The 15,643-nt window shown below is 65.3% G+C and carries 12 protein-coding genes and 3 pseudogenes; all 15 read right to left on the bottom strand.

Annotated features, from left to right (window positions below; all coding sequences use genetic code 11):
- Window positions 1-116: 116 nt before the first annotated feature.
- The 15 genes and pseudogenes from lpxB to D1F64_RS10500 all read right to left on the bottom strand — a co-directional run bounded on the left by lpxB (window position 117) and on the right by D1F64_RS10500 (window position 15,553).
- Entirely contained in the window at window positions 117-1,292 is a 1,176-nt protein-coding gene (lpxB, locus tag D1F64_RS10565; RefSeq protein WP_117412414.1) for a lipid-A-disaccharide synthase, read from the bottom strand.
- Window positions 1,285-2,178 carry a UDP-2,3-diacylglucosamine diphosphatase LpxI gene (lpxI, locus tag D1F64_RS10560; protein ID WP_117412413.1) on the bottom strand — a complete coding sequence of 298 codons (894 nt, stop codon included), beginning with the start codon at window positions 2,176-2,178 and terminating at the stop codon, window positions 1,285-1,287. The genes lpxB and lpxI overlap by 8 nt, the downstream gene beginning before the upstream one ends.
- A gap of 15 nt (window positions 2,179-2,193) precedes the next feature.
- On the bottom strand, window positions 2,194-2,988 hold the full coding sequence (gene lpxA / locus D1F64_RS10555) for an acyl-ACP--UDP-N-acetylglucosamine O-acyltransferase (protein ID WP_117412412.1): 795 nt from the start codon (window positions 2,986-2,988) through the stop codon (window positions 2,194-2,196).
- Between the two features lie 7 nt (window positions 2,989-2,995).
- Window positions 2,996-3,457, bottom strand: coding sequence for a 3-hydroxyacyl-ACP dehydratase FabZ (gene fabZ / locus D1F64_RS10550; protein WP_117412411.1), 462 nt, complete (start codon window positions 3,455-3,457; stop codon window positions 2,996-2,998).
- A 149-nt stretch (window positions 3,458-3,606) separates the two neighbouring features.
- A complete protein-coding gene (gene lpxD, locus D1F64_RS10545; RefSeq protein WP_117412410.1) occupies window positions 3,607-4,674 on the bottom strand; it encodes a UDP-3-O-(3-hydroxymyristoyl)glucosamine N-acyltransferase in 1,068 nt (355 codons plus the stop codon).
- A gap of 71 nt (window positions 4,675-4,745) precedes the next feature.
- Window positions 4,746-7,085 (bottom strand): outer membrane protein assembly factor BamA, encoded by a 2,340-nt coding sequence (gene bamA / locus D1F64_RS10540; protein WP_117412409.1) that lies wholly within the window; start codon window positions 7,083-7,085, stop codon window positions 4,746-4,748.
- Window positions 7,086-7,288: 203 nt separating this feature from the next.
- On the bottom strand, window positions 7,289-8,425 hold the full coding sequence (gene rseP / locus D1F64_RS10535) for an RIP metalloprotease RseP (protein WP_117412408.1): 1,137 nt from the start codon (window positions 8,423-8,425) through the stop codon (window positions 7,289-7,291).
- Window positions 8,426-8,626: 201 nt separating this feature from the next.
- Window positions 8,627-9,481 carry a 1-deoxy-D-xylulose-5-phosphate reductoisomerase gene (dxr, locus tag D1F64_RS10530; protein ID WP_346432324.1) on the bottom strand — a complete coding sequence of 285 codons (855 nt, stop codon included), beginning with the start codon at window positions 9,479-9,481 and terminating at the stop codon, window positions 8,627-8,629.
- A gap of 3 nt (window positions 9,482-9,484) precedes the next feature.
- Window positions 9,485-9,930: pseudogene (locus D1F64_RS25400) on the bottom strand (hypothetical protein); the annotation flags it as partial.
- A gap of 120 nt (window positions 9,931-10,050) precedes the next feature.
- Window positions 10,051-10,953: a phosphatidate cytidylyltransferase gene (locus D1F64_RS10525; protein ID WP_117412407.1), complete on the bottom strand. Its 903-nt coding sequence runs from the start codon at window positions 10,951-10,953 to the stop codon at window positions 10,051-10,053.
- Window positions 10,950-11,720, bottom strand: a complete 771-nt coding sequence (locus D1F64_RS10520; protein ID WP_117412406.1) for an isoprenyl transferase — start codon at window positions 11,718-11,720, stop codon at window positions 10,950-10,952. The genes D1F64_RS10525 and D1F64_RS10520 overlap by 4 nt, the downstream gene beginning before the upstream one ends.
- A gap of 34 nt (window positions 11,721-11,754) precedes the next feature.
- Window positions 11,755-12,318: a ribosome recycling factor gene (gene frr / locus D1F64_RS10515; protein WP_117412405.1), complete on the bottom strand. Its 564-nt coding sequence runs from the start codon at window positions 12,316-12,318 to the stop codon at window positions 11,755-11,757.
- A 115-nt stretch (window positions 12,319-12,433) separates the two neighbouring features.
- Window positions 12,434-13,152 (bottom strand): annotated as a pseudogene (gene pyrH / locus D1F64_RS10510) (UMP kinase).
- A gap of 87 nt (window positions 13,153-13,239) precedes the next feature.
- Window positions 13,240-14,166, bottom strand: coding sequence for a translation elongation factor Ts (gene tsf / locus D1F64_RS10505; RefSeq protein ID WP_117412404.1), 927 nt, complete (start codon window positions 14,164-14,166; stop codon window positions 13,240-13,242).
- A 254-nt stretch (window positions 14,167-14,420) separates the two neighbouring features.
- A pseudogene (locus tag D1F64_RS10500) lies at window positions 14,421-15,553 on the bottom strand (30S ribosomal protein S2).
- Between the last annotated feature and the right edge of the window lie 90 nt (window positions 15,554-15,643).

Here is a 15,643-nt window from a genome sequence, read left to right as displayed (position 1 = left end):
CGGGACAGGCCCGACCATGACGAACAAACAGTCATTCAGACTGTGCCATCGCGCTCACGGCGGGCCAATCGGTCCGCCTTTTTTTGTTTCTTGGGTTTTGGAATCCTGCGCCGGAGCTACCGTCCCGCGACTTCGGACACGATGCGGGCCGCGCGGGCGCGGGGCTTTTCACCGCCGTCGAGCAGCATGCGCGCTTCCAGCGTGGAGAACGCCGCAAGCTGACGCGCGCGCGCCTCCGAGCCGTCCAGAAGATCCAGCACCACCGGCGCCAGCACATCGGCGTTGACGTCCGCGTCGAGGAACTCCGGCACCACATTGTCTTCCAGGATGATATTGGGCAGCACCATGGACGTGACCGACGCGATGGGGATGAAGCGGTGCAGGTCCTTCACCCGGCGATAGAACCAGTCGAGCTTGTAGGCCACCGCCATGGGCACGCCGGAAATCGCCAGCTCGAGCGTCACGGTACCCGACGCGGCAAGCGCCGCGCGGGCCTTGCGGAAGGCCGCGAACTTGTCCGCCTCGCCAAGCACGATCCGCGGGCGCACGGCCCACGTCGCGGTCTGCGCGCGAATGCGCTCGGCGAGATGCGGCACGCAAGGGATCATCACCTCGAGCCCGGGATGCACGGCCGCAACGCGCGCCACCGTCTCGCCAAACGGCTCCAGCAGCCGCGAGACCTCGCTGGACCGGCTGCCCGGCAGCACCAGGAGCGAAGGCGCATCGGCCGTTCGCTCACCCGGTGCCGGGCGCAGCTCCGCGAGCCGCTCGATCAGCGGGTGCCCGACATAGCTGCACGGCGGCCCGCCCAGCGTCTCGTGCACTCCCGGTTCAAACGGCAGGATCGCCAGAAGATGATCGATGTAGCGCGCCATCTTCCGCGCCCTGCCCGGCCGCCAGGCCCAGACCGACGGCGACACGTAATCGACGATGGGTATATGCGGCGCCCGCTTGCGCACCCGCTTGGCGACGCTGTGGGTGAAATCGGGACTGTCGATGATCACCAGCACGTCCGGATCGGCGTTAACGACCGCGTCCACGGTCTGGTAGACGCGCCGGACGATGGTCGGCAGCTGCCCCAGGACGGCGGTCATGCCCATGACGGCCACGTCCTCGAGCGGAAACAGGCTTGTGAGCCCCGCCGCCTCCATCCGGCTGCCAGCCGTCCCCAGAAACGAGACGTTGGCTCCGTGGCGCTCGCGCAAGGCTTGCACGAGGCCCGCGCCGAGCTGGTCGCCGGATTCCTCGCCGATCACGATGAACACCGAAAACGCCTTGTCCGGCTCAGTCATCCGCCGCGTCCCCGATATTTGCGAAATCGTCCGCCGCGATGCCCGTGACGAAAAGCCCCGCCGCGTCCGCCTTAGACACCAGGGCGGCGCGCCCCGCCGCCAGGACCCGGCCGGCGTCCACCGCAATGCCGGCGAGCCCGGCCTGCGCCGCGAGCTCGACCGTGCGCGCACCGATCGACGGGAGGTCCACGCGCAGATCCTGCTGCGGCTTGACGCATTTCACGAGAACGCCGGCGCGGCCGGTCCATTTGATCCGGCCGGCGGCCCGCAGCTCGGCGCAGCGTCTGAGCATGCCGTCGGTTCCTTCCGCCGCCTCCACGGCGACCACGCGCCCGTTGACGACCACCGCTCCCTGGCCAATGTCCAGCGCCCCGAGGCGCCGCGCGGCGCGCACGCCCAGGGCGATGTCGCGCAGATGGCTCTCATCCGGTGTCCGCACACCGAGTGCGCCCGGAGGCGCCAGCAGCGCGGGCGCGATTTCATGGGCGCCGATGATGCGGAATCCCTCGGCCTCGAACAGCCGGATGACGCCCTGCAGCAGACCGTCGTCGCCACGCGCGAGCGTCCTGATGATGCGCGGCAGCCGCATCATCGTTCCAGTATCGCCGACAATGGATTTGAAGCTGGGGCGGCGGGAAATACCGCCGATGAGCACAATGTCGCGGACGCCCGCGGCTTTCAGGCTGGAAATCAGCTTGCCGATCTGGCCCCAGTCGAGCCACAGCGGATCATGCGCTTTCAGCGCCTCATCCGCCTCGCCCTTGATGGCGACGATAAAGACCGGCAGACCCCGCGCCTGCGCCGCCTCGATGACCTCGACCGGCAGCGTGCCGCTGCCGGCAATCACCGCCACCGGAGCATCCGCGCCAATCGGTGTGTCCGCCATGCGGCCGCCTCCGGCTCAGCGCGCGCCGCGCGGCGTGCAGAAATTGCGGTCGCTGTCCGCGAGGATGAAATCGACCACATCGCGGATCAGCGTGTTGTCGCCGGCTGTCTCGCGCAGCGTCGCCGCGCGTTCGCTCAGGGTGCCCTCGCCCTCGAACAGCGCCTTGTAGGCGGCGCGCAGGCCGTGGATGTCTTCGCGCGGCATGTTGCGCCGGCGCAGGCCAACCAGGTTGAGGCCGCCCAGATAGGCCCGATTGCCGATCGCCGAGCCATAGGGGATGACATCGGTTTCAATGCCGCTCATGCCGCCGATCATCGCATGCTTGCCGATGCGCACGAACTGATGCACCGCCGTCAGGCCGCCGACGATCACGTGATCGCCGATGACCACATGGCCGCCCAGCGTCGCGTTATTGACGAGGATGACGTTGTTGCCGACCCGGCAATCATGCGCCACATGCGCGCCGACCATGATCAGGCAGTTGTCGCCGATTTCCGTGAGCCCGCCGCCGCCGGCCGTGCCCGGATTCATGGTCACGTGCTCGCGGATCACGGTTTTGGCGCCGATGACCAGCCGGGTCACCTCGCCGCCGAACTTGAGGTCCTGCGGCGCGTGGCCAATGCTGGCGAAGGGAAAGATGCGCGTGCCCGGCCCGATGTCCGTGTGCCCCTCAACGACAACATGCGAGGTCAGCACCACGCCGTCACCGAGCGTCACGTTCGGACCAACCACGCAGAACGGGCCGATTTCCACGCCAGCGCCGATGGTGGCGCCGGGATCGACCACAGCCGTAGAATGGAGCGTTGTCATGCGTGGACTATCCGTCAACCATCATCGCGCTGATGTCCGCCTCGGCGACGAGGCCGCCATCGACCATCGCCTCGCCGCGGAACTTCCAGATGCTGCCGCGGCTGCGGATCTTGGTCATGTGGTACTCGACCCGGTCGCCCGGCACCACCGGCTTGCGGAACTTCGCCTTGTCGATGGTCATGAAATACACAAGCTGCTGCGCTTCGTTGTCACGCGCCCAGAGGCACAGGGCGCCGGCGGTCTGCGCCATGCCTTCGATCAGCAGCACGCCCGGCATGACCGGCATTTCGGGAAAATGGCCCTGAAAATGCGGCTCGTTGATCGTCACGTTCTTGATCCCGATACAACTGTCATCACCATTCATCTCGATGATCCGGTCGACCAGCAGGAACGGATAGCGGTGCGGGAGCAGCTTCAGGATTCGCCCGATATCGGCGCTGTTCATCGTCGTCTTGGCATCGTCAGTCATGTCTAGCCTCATCGCATCAACGGGCGTGCCGCGCGAAATCAGACCACCGGTTGTCCCGCGCGGCTGCGCGACACTCCAGCGGCGTCAAATTCGATCAACAGCGGCGATCGGTTGGCGATCAGTAGCGCCGCGTGTTGTGTCTCGGCGCTTCAATCCGCGTCGGATTTGGTGTTTCCTTTTTGAGCGAGCCTCTTCAGGGCCGCCATTTCCCGGAACCATTCCTTGACCGGCTTGGCGGGAACCCCGCCATACCGGCCGCCGGCCGGAATGTCATCCCGTACGACACTGACCGCCGCAATTTGCGCGCCCATGCCAATGCTCACATGTCCATTGACGCCGCTTTGCCCGCCGATCGCCACATAGTCGCCAAGCGTCGCGCTGCCGGAAATCCCGACCTGCGAAACGATGACGCAATGACGCCCGACGACGACGTTATGTCCAATTTGCACCTGATTGTCGATCTTGGTGCCCTCGCCGATGATCGTATCGCGATTTGCACCGCGGTCCACCGTCGTGTTGCCGCCGATCTCGACATCGTTCTGGATAACCACCCGTCCGATCTGCGGGACTTTCTGGTGCCCCTGCAGCCCCATGGCGAAACCGAAGCCGTCCTGACCGAGGCGAACGCCCGGGTGCAGGATCACCCGATCGCCGATCAGCGTGTGCTGAACGGTGACGTTGGGGCCAATCGAGCAGTTCCGGCCGATGCGGCAGCCCGCCGAAATCACGGCATTGGCGCCGACAAGCGTCTCCGCGCCGATTTCCACGTCCGGGCCGATCACGGCGCCCGGCTCAACGGTGACACCGGGCTCAAGCTTTGCTGTGGGATCCACATGCGCGCCAGCCGCGATGGCGCCATGACCCGATCCACCCGCGCCCAAAGCGCCCTCGGGACGCATTGCGCCGGGATACATGTGCCCCATGACCAGCGCCAGCGCCCGGTACGGCTCCTGGGTCAGAAGCGGTGTGACCCCCTCAGGGACGCGCGCGAGAAACCGCTTGGCGACCAGACAGGCCGTCGCCTCGGTCTGCTCAAGCAGCGCGGCATATTTCGGATTGTCGATGAACACCAGGGCCCCGGCGGACGCCTCGTCGAGAGGCGCCACGCCCGTGACTTCCGCCTCGGGATCGCCCCGCACGATTTCGGCACCGGTCCATTCGGCGATCTGGCGCACAGAGACCGGCCCCGGCGCGGCGAAGAAAATGGGATCGCTCATGTGTGCCCTTGCTTAAACGAAAACGGCCGCCACCCTGACGAGCGGCGGCCGGTCGAATTCAGTGCGGCGCGCTAGAAGCGGGTGCCGCCGCCAAGCCGGAAGACCTGGGTCTCGTCGGCATCATTCTTCATCACCGGGATGGCGAAATCGGCGCGCAGCGGACCGAACGGCGAGTTCCATTCGATACCGACACCAACAGATGCGCGAAGATCGAAACCGTTGGAACTGATGGTCGTAGCCGTCGTCGCACCCGGATCCGTGTTCCAGACAGAACCCGCGTCGGCGAAGACCGCGCCCGAGAGACCCAGTTCCTTGGGAATATAGGGGAACGGGAAGGTCGCCTCTGCCGTCGCCGCGACGAAGAAGCGGCCGCCGAGCGCGTCGCGATTGGAGGTATCCATCTCGCGCGGACCAATGCCGCTGCTCTCAAAGCCGCGGATGGTCTCGCCGCCCTTGAAGAACTGGTCGTTCAGGTTGAGGTCCTTGCCGATACCGACGATGTGCCCGCCGGAGCCCTTCAGCATGCCGACCACACCCCATTCCGGCAGGATCTCGTGATACATGCGCCCTTCCGCCGTGGTGCGAATGAACTGAGAGTCTCCGCCAACACCGGCGAATTCCTGCTGGAACTTGCCGAAAATACCGTCGCGCGGCGCCTTGTTGTTGTCGAGCGTGTTGTAGACCAGCGAGTAGCCGACCAGCGACGTCAGGCGCGTGCCGGCGGCTTTTTGGACCGCGAGTGAATAGCTCGCCAGAGGATTACTCAGCGAGATGTCGGTCTGGTAGATCTTGTAGAATAGGTTCAGACGCAGTTCATCGTCGCGCAGCGGCAGGCCGAAGGCAAAGCCGCCGCCCGTCGTATCCTCGTCATAGGACCGCGAGGAGGTGCTGTCGTAGACCTTGCGATAGGCATCCAGCGACAGCGAGATACGGCGACCCATGAAATACGGCTCGGTGAAAGCGAACTCGTAGGTCTGGGTGTTGGCACCGCCGCCAACCGCGAGACGGACGTACTGGCCGCGTCCCATGAAGTTCTTCTCGGTGATCGACACATCGCCGATCACGCCGTCGGACGTCGAGTAACCGATACCGAAGGACACTTCACCCGTGGGCTGCTCCTCGACGTCGACGTTGACCACGACCCGGTCCGGCGCGCTGCCGCGCTCGGTCGTGATGCGCACGTTCTTGAAGTAGTTCAGGTTCTTCAGGCGGCGCTCCGCCTTGTCGATCAGCACGCGGTTGAAGGCGTCGCCCTCCGCGAGATCGAACTCGCGGCGGATCACGTATTCACGCGTCCGGTCGTTGCCGCGAATGTTGATCCGCTCGACATAGGCCCGCGGGCCTTCCTCGATGTAGTAGGTGATCGAGATGGTGCGGTTCTCATAGTCGCGATCGCCGCGCGGACGAACCTGCGCGAAGGCAAAGCCCTGGCGCGAGACTTCCAGCGTCAGATCCTCGAGCGACTTCTCGACCAGCTCGGAGTTGTAGGTGTCGCCCGGATCGGTGCGCACGATGCCGCGCAGCTGCTCGGGATCGACCGAGAGCAACGAGGTCTGAACGTCGATGTCGCCGAAGGTGTACTTCTCGCCCTCATCAACCGTGAACGTCACGTAGAAGACGTTCTGCTCCCGGTCGAGCTCGGCGATGGCGGATACCACGCGGAAATCCGCATAGCCCTTCTTGTAGTAGTAGCGGCGCAGCAGTTCCTGGTCGGCGCTCAGACGGTCGGGATCATAGACGTCCGACGTGCGCAGCCAGCTCAGGAACCCGCTCTCGCGGGTGCGGATGACGTCCTGCAGACGGCCATCGCTGAAATTCGTGTTGCCGATGAACGTGATCCGCTCGACGCCGGTCTTGTCGCCTTCGTTGATCTCGAACACCAGATCCGCGCGCCGGTTGGAACGCTCGATGATCTTCGGTTCGACCTCGGCGCGGAACCGTCCGGAGCGGCGGTAGCCCTCGAGGATCCGCTGCACGTCGCTCTGGATGCGGGCGCGGGTAAGAACGGAGCGCGAGGTGGACTGAATGATCCCCGTCAGCGCTTCGTCGGAAAGCCGCTTGTTCCCCTCGAAGGAGATCTTGTTGATGATCGGGTTCTCGGTGACGGTGACGACCAGCGTTCCGCCGCGCTGAACGATCTTCACGTCGGCGAAAAGGCCGGTGGCGAACAGCGCCTTCAGCGATTCATCGACGTCCGCGGGACCATAGGAACGACCGGGCTGGATCGTCACATACGCACGCACCGAATCGTCTTCGACGCGGGTGTTCCCCTCGACGGCGATCGACCGGGCGACGGCGGCCTCGGCCTGGGAAGACCCCAGGAAAGACGCGCCTTTCGGCGCCAGAGCGCCCGCGGAAAGGCACAGGATCGCCAGAGCGACAACACGGAACAGCTTCGGAAAAACTCGCATAGAGATGCTATGCCTTTATGATTCAGACCCCCGGACGGCACTAAGGATCTGTTGGTACAGAATCTTCAATGCCGTCAGTCGTTTTACAGGGTTTTTGATTGGAAGCAACCACTTGCACCGTGGCTGCTAATTTTCGCGCCGTGCGTTGCCGTCGTGCCACGCCACACCGGACGAACCACAGACATAACGCGCGCCCCGCGCCGCTATTGCGTGGTCAGGTGAACCACATCGTTCCATGTCGCAAAGACCATTAGCATCAGCACCAGCGCGATACCGATCCGAAAGCCGATATCCTGGACTTTTTCCGATAGCGGCCGCCCGCGCAACGCCTCGTAAGCATAAAACATCAGATGTCCACCGTCGAGCATCGGAACCGGCATCAGGTTGATCAACCCGATGCTGACCGACAACACCGCGGCCAGATTCAACAGCGCGCCGATCCCCAGGGTCGCGACCTGGCCGGAGAACTGCGCCACACGAATGGGCCCGCCGAGCTGATCGGCGGATTCGCGGCCCGTGACGATGCCAGCCAGATAGCCCGCCGTCCGCGCGACGACGAACCACGTCTCCCGCGCGCCCTCGATCACGGCCTCGGGCGGCGAGAATTTCTTCGTCGTGCGGTCCTCGGGCCGCGATTGCTGGCCGAGGCCCAGCAGGCCGATGCGTTGCACGTTGCCGAACTGGTCCTTGATCTCGCGCCGCTTGGGCGTCGCCACCAGGGCGATTTCCTCGCCGCCGCGATCAACCTTGATGGTCAGCGGCTGATCCGCGCTGACGCTGACGATACGCTGGATGTCGGCGAAGCTCTCGATGTCGTTGCCTTCGATGGAAAGCACCACGTCGCCCGGCATGAAACCCGCTTCCGCGGCCGCGCTTTCGGCTTGCACGCTATCGACGCGCGGCAGCGTGGAGGAGCGCCCGTAGACGGAAAACAGCACGGCGAAGATGACGATGGCGAGAATGAAGTTGGCAATCGGTCCGGCGGCGACGACGGCGGCGCGCTGGCCGACAGGCTTGCCGATGAAGCTGGTGCGCAGCTCCTCTTCGCTCATCTGCCCGGCCGCCTCGCGATCCGGCATGCTGGCGGCATTTTCGTCACCGGCGAATTTCACATAGCCGCCCAGCGGCACCGCGGACAGCTTCCAGCGGGTGCCGTGGCTGTCGTTGAAGCCGAGAAGCTCCGGGCCGAAACCGACGGAAAACGCCGTAACCCGCACGCCGCACAGCCGCGCGATGAGGAAATGGCCCATCTCATGGAAAAAGACGACGATCGTCAGGACGAACAGGAATGGCAAGGCGTAACCCCAGATGGTGTCCCAAATGCCGACTAAAAAATCCATGCCTGCCGTTCCTTGCTGTTCGTCTCGGGTTTTTGGTCTTGGGTCGTTCGTCTCAAGGTCCGCGCGGATCGAGCATCCGTACAGGGCTTTGGCGAAACCGCGTCCGGATCATCGCACGAAATTACGAGAATAGCCTAAACGCCGGCGCATTTCCACGCGCCCGTCCCGTCCGTTGCGCGTGCGGCGGTGTCCGCCGTGTCGTCACGCGGTCCGTCTTGCCGCACATATGGCATCGATGCTCTGCGTGGCAAGCCTGCGCGCGGCGGCATCCAGCTCGAGCGCCGTCTCCAGATCGCCAGGCTCGCGCAACAGCCCATGCGCCTCGGCGCTTTCCAGCGCGCGCGCGACCACATCGGCAATCGACAGAAAACCGATCCGTCGGTCCAGAAAGGCCGCAACGGCAACCTCGTCGGCGCCATTGAGCACCGCCGTGGCGCCCTCGCCCCGTTCAAGCGCCGCCCAGGCCAGATCCAGCGCGGGAAAGGCCTCGGTGTCAGGCGCCTCGAAGGTAAGCTGCTGCAATGCGGCCAGATCAAGACGGCTTACCGGCGTTGGCATGCGCTCTGGCCAGCTCAGGCAATAGGCGATCGGCGTGCGCATGTCGGGCGCGCCAAGCTGCGCCAGAAGCGATCCGTCGGTGTATTGAACAAGGCCGTGAACCGCGGACTGCGGATGCACGAGCACCTCGAGCTGCTGTCGCTCTATCGGGAATAGGTGAAAGGCTTCAATGACCTCCAGGCCCTTGTTCATAAGGGTGGCGGAATCGATGGAAACGCGCGCGCCCATGTCCCAGTTGGGATGACGCAGCGCCTTTTCGGGGCCGACCGACGCCATCGCCTCCCGGCTCCAGCCGCGGAAAGGGCCGCCGGACGCGGTCAGGATCACCTTGTCGACCGCCTTGGCGTTGTCGCGCTCGAACACCTGGAAGATGGCGTTGTGCTCGGAGTCGACCGGCAGGATGCGCGCCTTGTGCCGCAGCGCCTCCCGCATCATCAGATCACCGGCGCAGACGAGGCATTCCTTGTTGGCCAGCGCAATCGTCCGCCCGGCGCGCACGGCCGCCAGCGTCGGAGCGAGCCCCGCCGCCCGACGATGGCCGCGATCACCATGTCCGCGGGCATGACCGCTGCTTCCAGAACCGCCGACGGCCCGGCGGAAGCCTTCACGGCGCTGCCCGCAAGCGCTGCCTTGAGCTCCTCGTAGCGGCTTTCGTCGGCCACGACCGCATGGCGCGCGCCGACAAGGCGGGCTTGCGCCGCAAGCCGCTCCACGTTGCTGTTGCCCACAAGCGCGATGACATCGAAGCGTTCCGGCGTCCGCGCGATCAGATCGAGCGTGCTCTGGCCGATCGAACCTGTGGCGCCCAGCACCACAAGCCGCAGGGGCACGGAGGTCGGGCGCGAGGACGCGTCCGTGCCGGGGGCGAGGGACGCGCTGTTGATCGCGGAAGTATCAGGCAAACTGTTGCGTCCTGTCTGCGGCGCGGGGTCCCCATGCCGGTCCATATCTATCGCGGGCGCCTGCGGCGGTATCTCGCGGTCCTCATGTATTCCGCATGCCGCGTGTTCAGGCGCCGGGAAAGCACCATGACAGTATGACATGCGATTGCGGCGGCGGATTGCCCGCTATAGCGCACTCAGACCAAGCGACGCATCGCCTGCCGTCGCGCCGATGAGACCGATGACAGCCGCGCCAACGGCGACGGCCACCAGCCCGTCGACACGGTCGAGAATGCCCCCGTGCCCGGGGATCAAATCGCCGGAATCCTTGACGCCAAAGCGACGCTTGAACGCGGATTCGGCCAGATCCCCGCATTGGGAGAGCACCGAAAGCACCGCGCAGAGGAGCGCCACGGCGATGGGGGAGCCAACCCCGCTCACGCCCGCCACGAGCATGCCCGCGGCCATGGCGCCCACGAGCCCGCCGATGGCGCCCGACCAGGTCTTTTTCGGCGACACCGCCGGCCACAGCTTCGGCCCGCCCAGCGTGCGGCCCGCGAAATAGGCGGCGATATCCGTGGCCCAGGTGACCGCGAGCACGATGGCCAGCGCCCACAGCCCCTCACGGCCCTGACGCAGCAGCAGAAGCGCCAGAAGCGGAAGGCCGGCGTAGGCGACGCCAAGCACCGGCCACAGGCTGCTTCGGAGGATCATCGCAAGGATCGCCCCGGCGGCCGCGCCCAGGCCCAGCACGCCGAGCGCCACGTCCACCTGCCCCGACGCCGCAAGCACGCCGGCCGCCAGGAGCACCGCGTAGCCGCCCCAAAGGATCACGGCCGATTCACCGTTTGCGGAAATCGTGACCCACTCGCGGTAGCACAGCAGGCAGGCAACGATGATCACACCGGCGAAGGCCCATCCGCCAAACCACACCACCGCGACGAGCGCCGGGCCAAGCACGATCGCCGAGAGAAACCGCACCATGAGATTGGACCGGCCGCCGGAAGGCGTCGTCGGATCGGATTCGGCGCGCCGCGCGCCCGATGCCCGCGCATCGGCGTCGCGAGGGTCTGGCTCGTCTTGCGTCATTGCGCCGCCTGCGAGGCGACGCCGCCGAACCGGCGGTCCCGCTTCGCGTATTCCCCGATGGCGCGATCCAGCGCGGCTTCATCAAAGTCCGGCCACAGGTCGGGAACGAAGAGGAACTCCGAATAGGCCGCCTGCCAGAGAAGGAAATTGGAAAGCCGCTGTTCGCCGCTGGTACGCAGGATCAGGTCGGGATTGGGAATGCCGCTTGTATAGAGCCGGTCGTCGACCGTGGTCTCGGTGATCTGCGCGGGATCCAGCCGCCCGGCTGCGACGTCGCGGGCAATCGACTGCGCCGCTTCGACGATCTCGCATCGGGCGCCGTAGTTGAAGGCGACGACAAGCGTCATGCCCGTGTTGTCGCGCGTGCGCTCTTCCGCATCCTCGAACATCGCCAGAATGTCGGCGGCGAGGTTCTCCCGCGAACCGATGATGCGGACCCGGATGCCGCGTTCGTGCAGTGTCTGGAGATCCTTCTGCACGAACCGCCGCAGCAGGCCGAGCAGGTAGGAAACCTCGCTCGCCGGGCGCGACCAGTTTTCCGAGCTGAAGCTGTAAAGGGTCAGGAACGAGACGCCCCGTTCCGCGGCGCGGCCGACGATCCGGCGCACCACGTCCACCCCGCGCCGGTGACCCTCGGTCCGCGGCAGGCCGCGCGCGCGCGCCCAGCGGCCATTGCCGTCCATGATGATGGCGATATGGCGAGGCACATCGCCATCGCCGCCCTGCCCGGCAATCGGTAGTCCGCTCAGCTTCGCGGTGACGGTCATGTTCGGTTACCTGCTTTCCGGCATGGCGAAGGCGTCAGACCTGCGTGATTTCCGTCTCCTTCTTGGCGACGATATCATCAATCTGCAAAATCATTTCGTCCGTCATCTTCTGCACGGACTCCCCGGCGTCGTGATGCGCGTCCTTGCTGATGTTACCGTCTTTTTCCATTTTCTTCAGCATGTCCATGCCGTCACGGCGGACATGGCGCACGGCAATACGCGCCTGCTCGGCGTATTTGTGCGCGATTTTCACCAGATCCAGGCGGCGCTCCTCGTTGAGCTCGGGCACCGGAAGACGCAGCAAGGTGCCGTCAACCACCGGGTTGAGGCCGAGATTCGATTCGCGAATGGCCTTTTCCACGGCGCCAACCTGGGATTTGTCCCAGACCTGCACGGAGATCATCCGCGGCTCCGGCACGCTGACAGTCGCCACCTGCGACAAGGGCGTCAGCGATCCGTAGGCGTTGACCAGCACGGGATCCAGCATGGAGGCGGAAGCACGCCCGGTGCGCAGGCCACCCAGTTCCGTCTTCAAGACGGAAATCGCGCCCTGCATACGCCGCTTCAAATCGTCGAAGTCGAGTTCTGTGTCCGACATCGTTCCCTCTTTGCTTTTCTCGCATGGAGCCCGGCAAATGACCCGCGGCCCCGTCCGCAGCATCGCAGCAGGGCCCGGGGCCTGTGCTCGATGCGCGGACAAGATGCTCCGGCCGTCAGTCGGCGACGATCGTCGCCAGACCTTGTCCCTTCAGGACATCGACGATGGCGCCGGGCGTATGAATGGAGAACACGATTACCGGAATATTGTTGTCGCGGGCAAGCGCTATCGCGGTCGCGTCCATAATTGACAGGCTGCGCTCCAGGATGTCCTGGTGCGAAAGCCGGTCATAGCGGGTGGCATTGGGATCTTTCTTGGGATCGGCGGAATACACGCCGTCGACGTTGGTTCCCTTGAGCAGGGCGTCGCATCCCATTTCGGCGGCGCGCAGCGCGGCGCCCGAATCGGTGGTGAAAAACGGATTGCCCGTGCCGCCGGCGAAGACGACGACCTCGCCGTCCTCAAAACGATCCTCGGCGGTGCGCTGATTGAACGTGTCGCAGATCGTCGGCATAGCGACGGCGGAAAGCACGCGCGCGCGCACCCCTTGGGCACGCAGGGCGTCCGCGAGCGCCAGGCCGTTCATGACGGTCGCCAGCATGCCCATGTGGTCGCCGGCAACGCGGCTGCCGCCCTTGGCCGCCACGGAGACGCCGCGAAAAATATTGCCGCCGCCGACAACCAGGCCGATCTGCACCCGAGCCGGACGGCTTCGGCGATCTCGCCGGCGATACGGGTGAGCACCGCGGGGTCGATTCCGAATCCCTGATCGCCCATCAAGGCTTCGCCCGAAATCTTCAGCAGCACACGCCGCCACCGCAGAGCGTCCGTCATTGTCTTGTCCTTGATACACCGCGCGCAGGCGGCCAGCCGTCACCAGATAGAACAAGGGCGCCGAATTGCTTCGGCGCCCTGGAATTGTTATTCGCCGGAGGCGAATGCCGCGACTTCCGCCGCGAAGTCCGTTTCTTCTTTCTCGATGCCCTCACCGAGACCGAAGCGCACGAATTGCGTCAGCGTGATCGGGGAACCGAGTTCGGCGGCAGCCGCCTCGATCGCCTTCTCGACGGTCAGATCCGGGTTGATCACGAAGGCCTGCTTGAGAAGCGTGGACTCTTCGTAGAACTTGCGGATACGGCCTTCCACCATCTTCTCGATGATGCTCTCCGGCTTGCCGGACTCGCGGGCCTGTTCCATGTAGACGGAGCGCTCGCGCTCGACGACGGCCGGATCGATGTCCTCGGCCGACAGGGCGAGCGGGTTGGTCGCCGCGACGTGCATGGCGATCTGCTTGCCCAGGGCGCCCAGCTTGCCGGCGTCGGCCGCGGACTGCAGACCGACGAGCACGCCGATCTTGCCGATGCCATCGCCGACCGCGCTGTGCACGTAGCTGGCGACCACGCCTTCCGACACGGAGACCACGGCGCTGCGGCGCAGCGTCATGTTCTCGCCGATGGTGCCGATCAGCTCGGTGATCTGTGCCTCGACGGACTTGCCGGTGCCCGGATAGTCGGTGGCGGCCAGCGCGTCGCGGTCACCATTGGTGCCCAGCGCCGTCTGCGCGATGTCGCGGACCAGGGTCTGGAAGGCCTCGTTGCGCGCGACGAAGTCGGTCTCGGAGTTGACCTCGACCACAGCGGCCTTCTTGCCCTCGGCGGCGACGCCGACCAGGCCTTCGGCAGCCACGCGGCCTGCCTTCTTCGCGGCCTTGGCGAGGCCCTTGGTGCGCAGCCAGTCGATCGCGGCTTCCATGTCGCCATTCGTCTCGGTCAGCGCGCCCTTGCAGTCCATCATGCCGGCTCCGGTCTTCTCACGGAGCTCCTTGACCATCGCAGCGGTAATGCTCATCAGTCGCCTCTCAGATGGGGTCGATTGAATTCAACGTGAAACGATGGCCGCGCGGCGGATCATCCGCCGGCGGCCAGTCGAATCGGTTTTCAGTCGATCCGGTTTCGATACGTCCGGCGTCCCGGCGAACCCGGATGAGTCGGACGAGAATGTAAGCGGTCGCGGATCACGCGGCCATGACAGAAACCCCGCGTTGAAGCGGAACATCATGGCCGCGCCACTCCCAAAGGAGCGTGCTCCGGAACCCGTGCGGCCTACGCCTCTGCGGCGAAAGCCTTGGCCTGACCGACCCAGTCTTCGCGATCAATACGGCCCTTGAAGGACAGCGCCTCGTCGATGCGGGCAATGTCTTCAGCCGTGAACGCGGCGATCTGGTCGAAGCGCGTCACGCCGAGAGCGTTCAGCTTGCCTTCCAGTACCGGGCCGACGCCACCGATCTTCTTCAGATCGTCGGATTCGCCTTCGGGGCGGAAAACAGAGCGGTCACACCGGCATCCGATGCCTCTTCAGCGACCGGCGCTGCTTCGGCGACCGGTGCTGCTTCGGCAGCGGGTGCTGCTTCGGCTTCGGCAGCGGGCGCCGCTTCAACTTCGGCAACGGGCGCGGCTTCGGCTTCGGCCGCAACCGGCTCTTCGAGCGCCGGCTCGTCAAGGACTTCCTCGGCTTCGCCGAGGTCAACGCCCATCGAACCCTGGGCGCGTCCGATGCCGTCGATGGCGGCGCGGGCGATCAGGTCGCAATAGAGCGAAATCGCGCGCCCGGCGTCATCGTTGCCCGGGATCGGGTAGGTGATGCCGTCGGGATCGCAATTGGAGTCGAGGATGGCGGCCACAGGAATGCCCAGACGGCGGGCTTCCTGGATGGCGATGCCCTCGCGGTTCGTGTCGATCACGAACAGCAGGTCGGGAATGCCGCCCATGTCCTTGATGCCGCCGATGTTGCGCTCCAGCTTGGTGCGCTCGCGGTCCATGAACAGGCGCTCTTTCTTGGTGAGGCCCTGTGCGGCGGAATCGTTGCCGAGGACTTCTTCAAGCTTGCGCAGACGGCGGATTGCCTGGGAAATCGTCTTCCAGTTGGTCAGCATGCCGCCGAGCCAGCGGGCGTTGACGAAATACTGGGCCGAACGGCGCGCACTGTCGGCGACCGGCTCCTGGGCCTGGCGCTTGGTGCCGACGATCAGAACGCGGCCACCGGCGGCGACCGTGTCGCTGACGGCTTTCAGCGCCTGGTGCAGCAGCGGAACGGTCTGCGACAGATCGACGATGTGGACGTTGTTGCGCGTGCCATAGATATACCGGCCCATCTTGGGGTTCCAGCGGTGCTTCTGATGGCCGAAATGCACGCCTGCTTCAAGCAGCTGGCGCATGGTAAAATCAGGCAAAGCCATGCCTAGAGTACTCCGTTTTTCCGGTTAACCTCCGCGGGCGGTAACGAACCTCGGTTCGATCACCGGATGGACGCGCGTCATCGACGACGC

It is taken from the genome of Breoghania sp. L-A4 (assembly GCF_003432385.1).
GTDB lineage: Bacteria > Pseudomonadota > Alphaproteobacteria > Rhizobiales > Stappiaceae > Breoghania.
The sequence above is the reverse complement of the archived record's forward strand: the minus strand, read 5'-3'. Positions and strand labels throughout refer to the sequence as shown.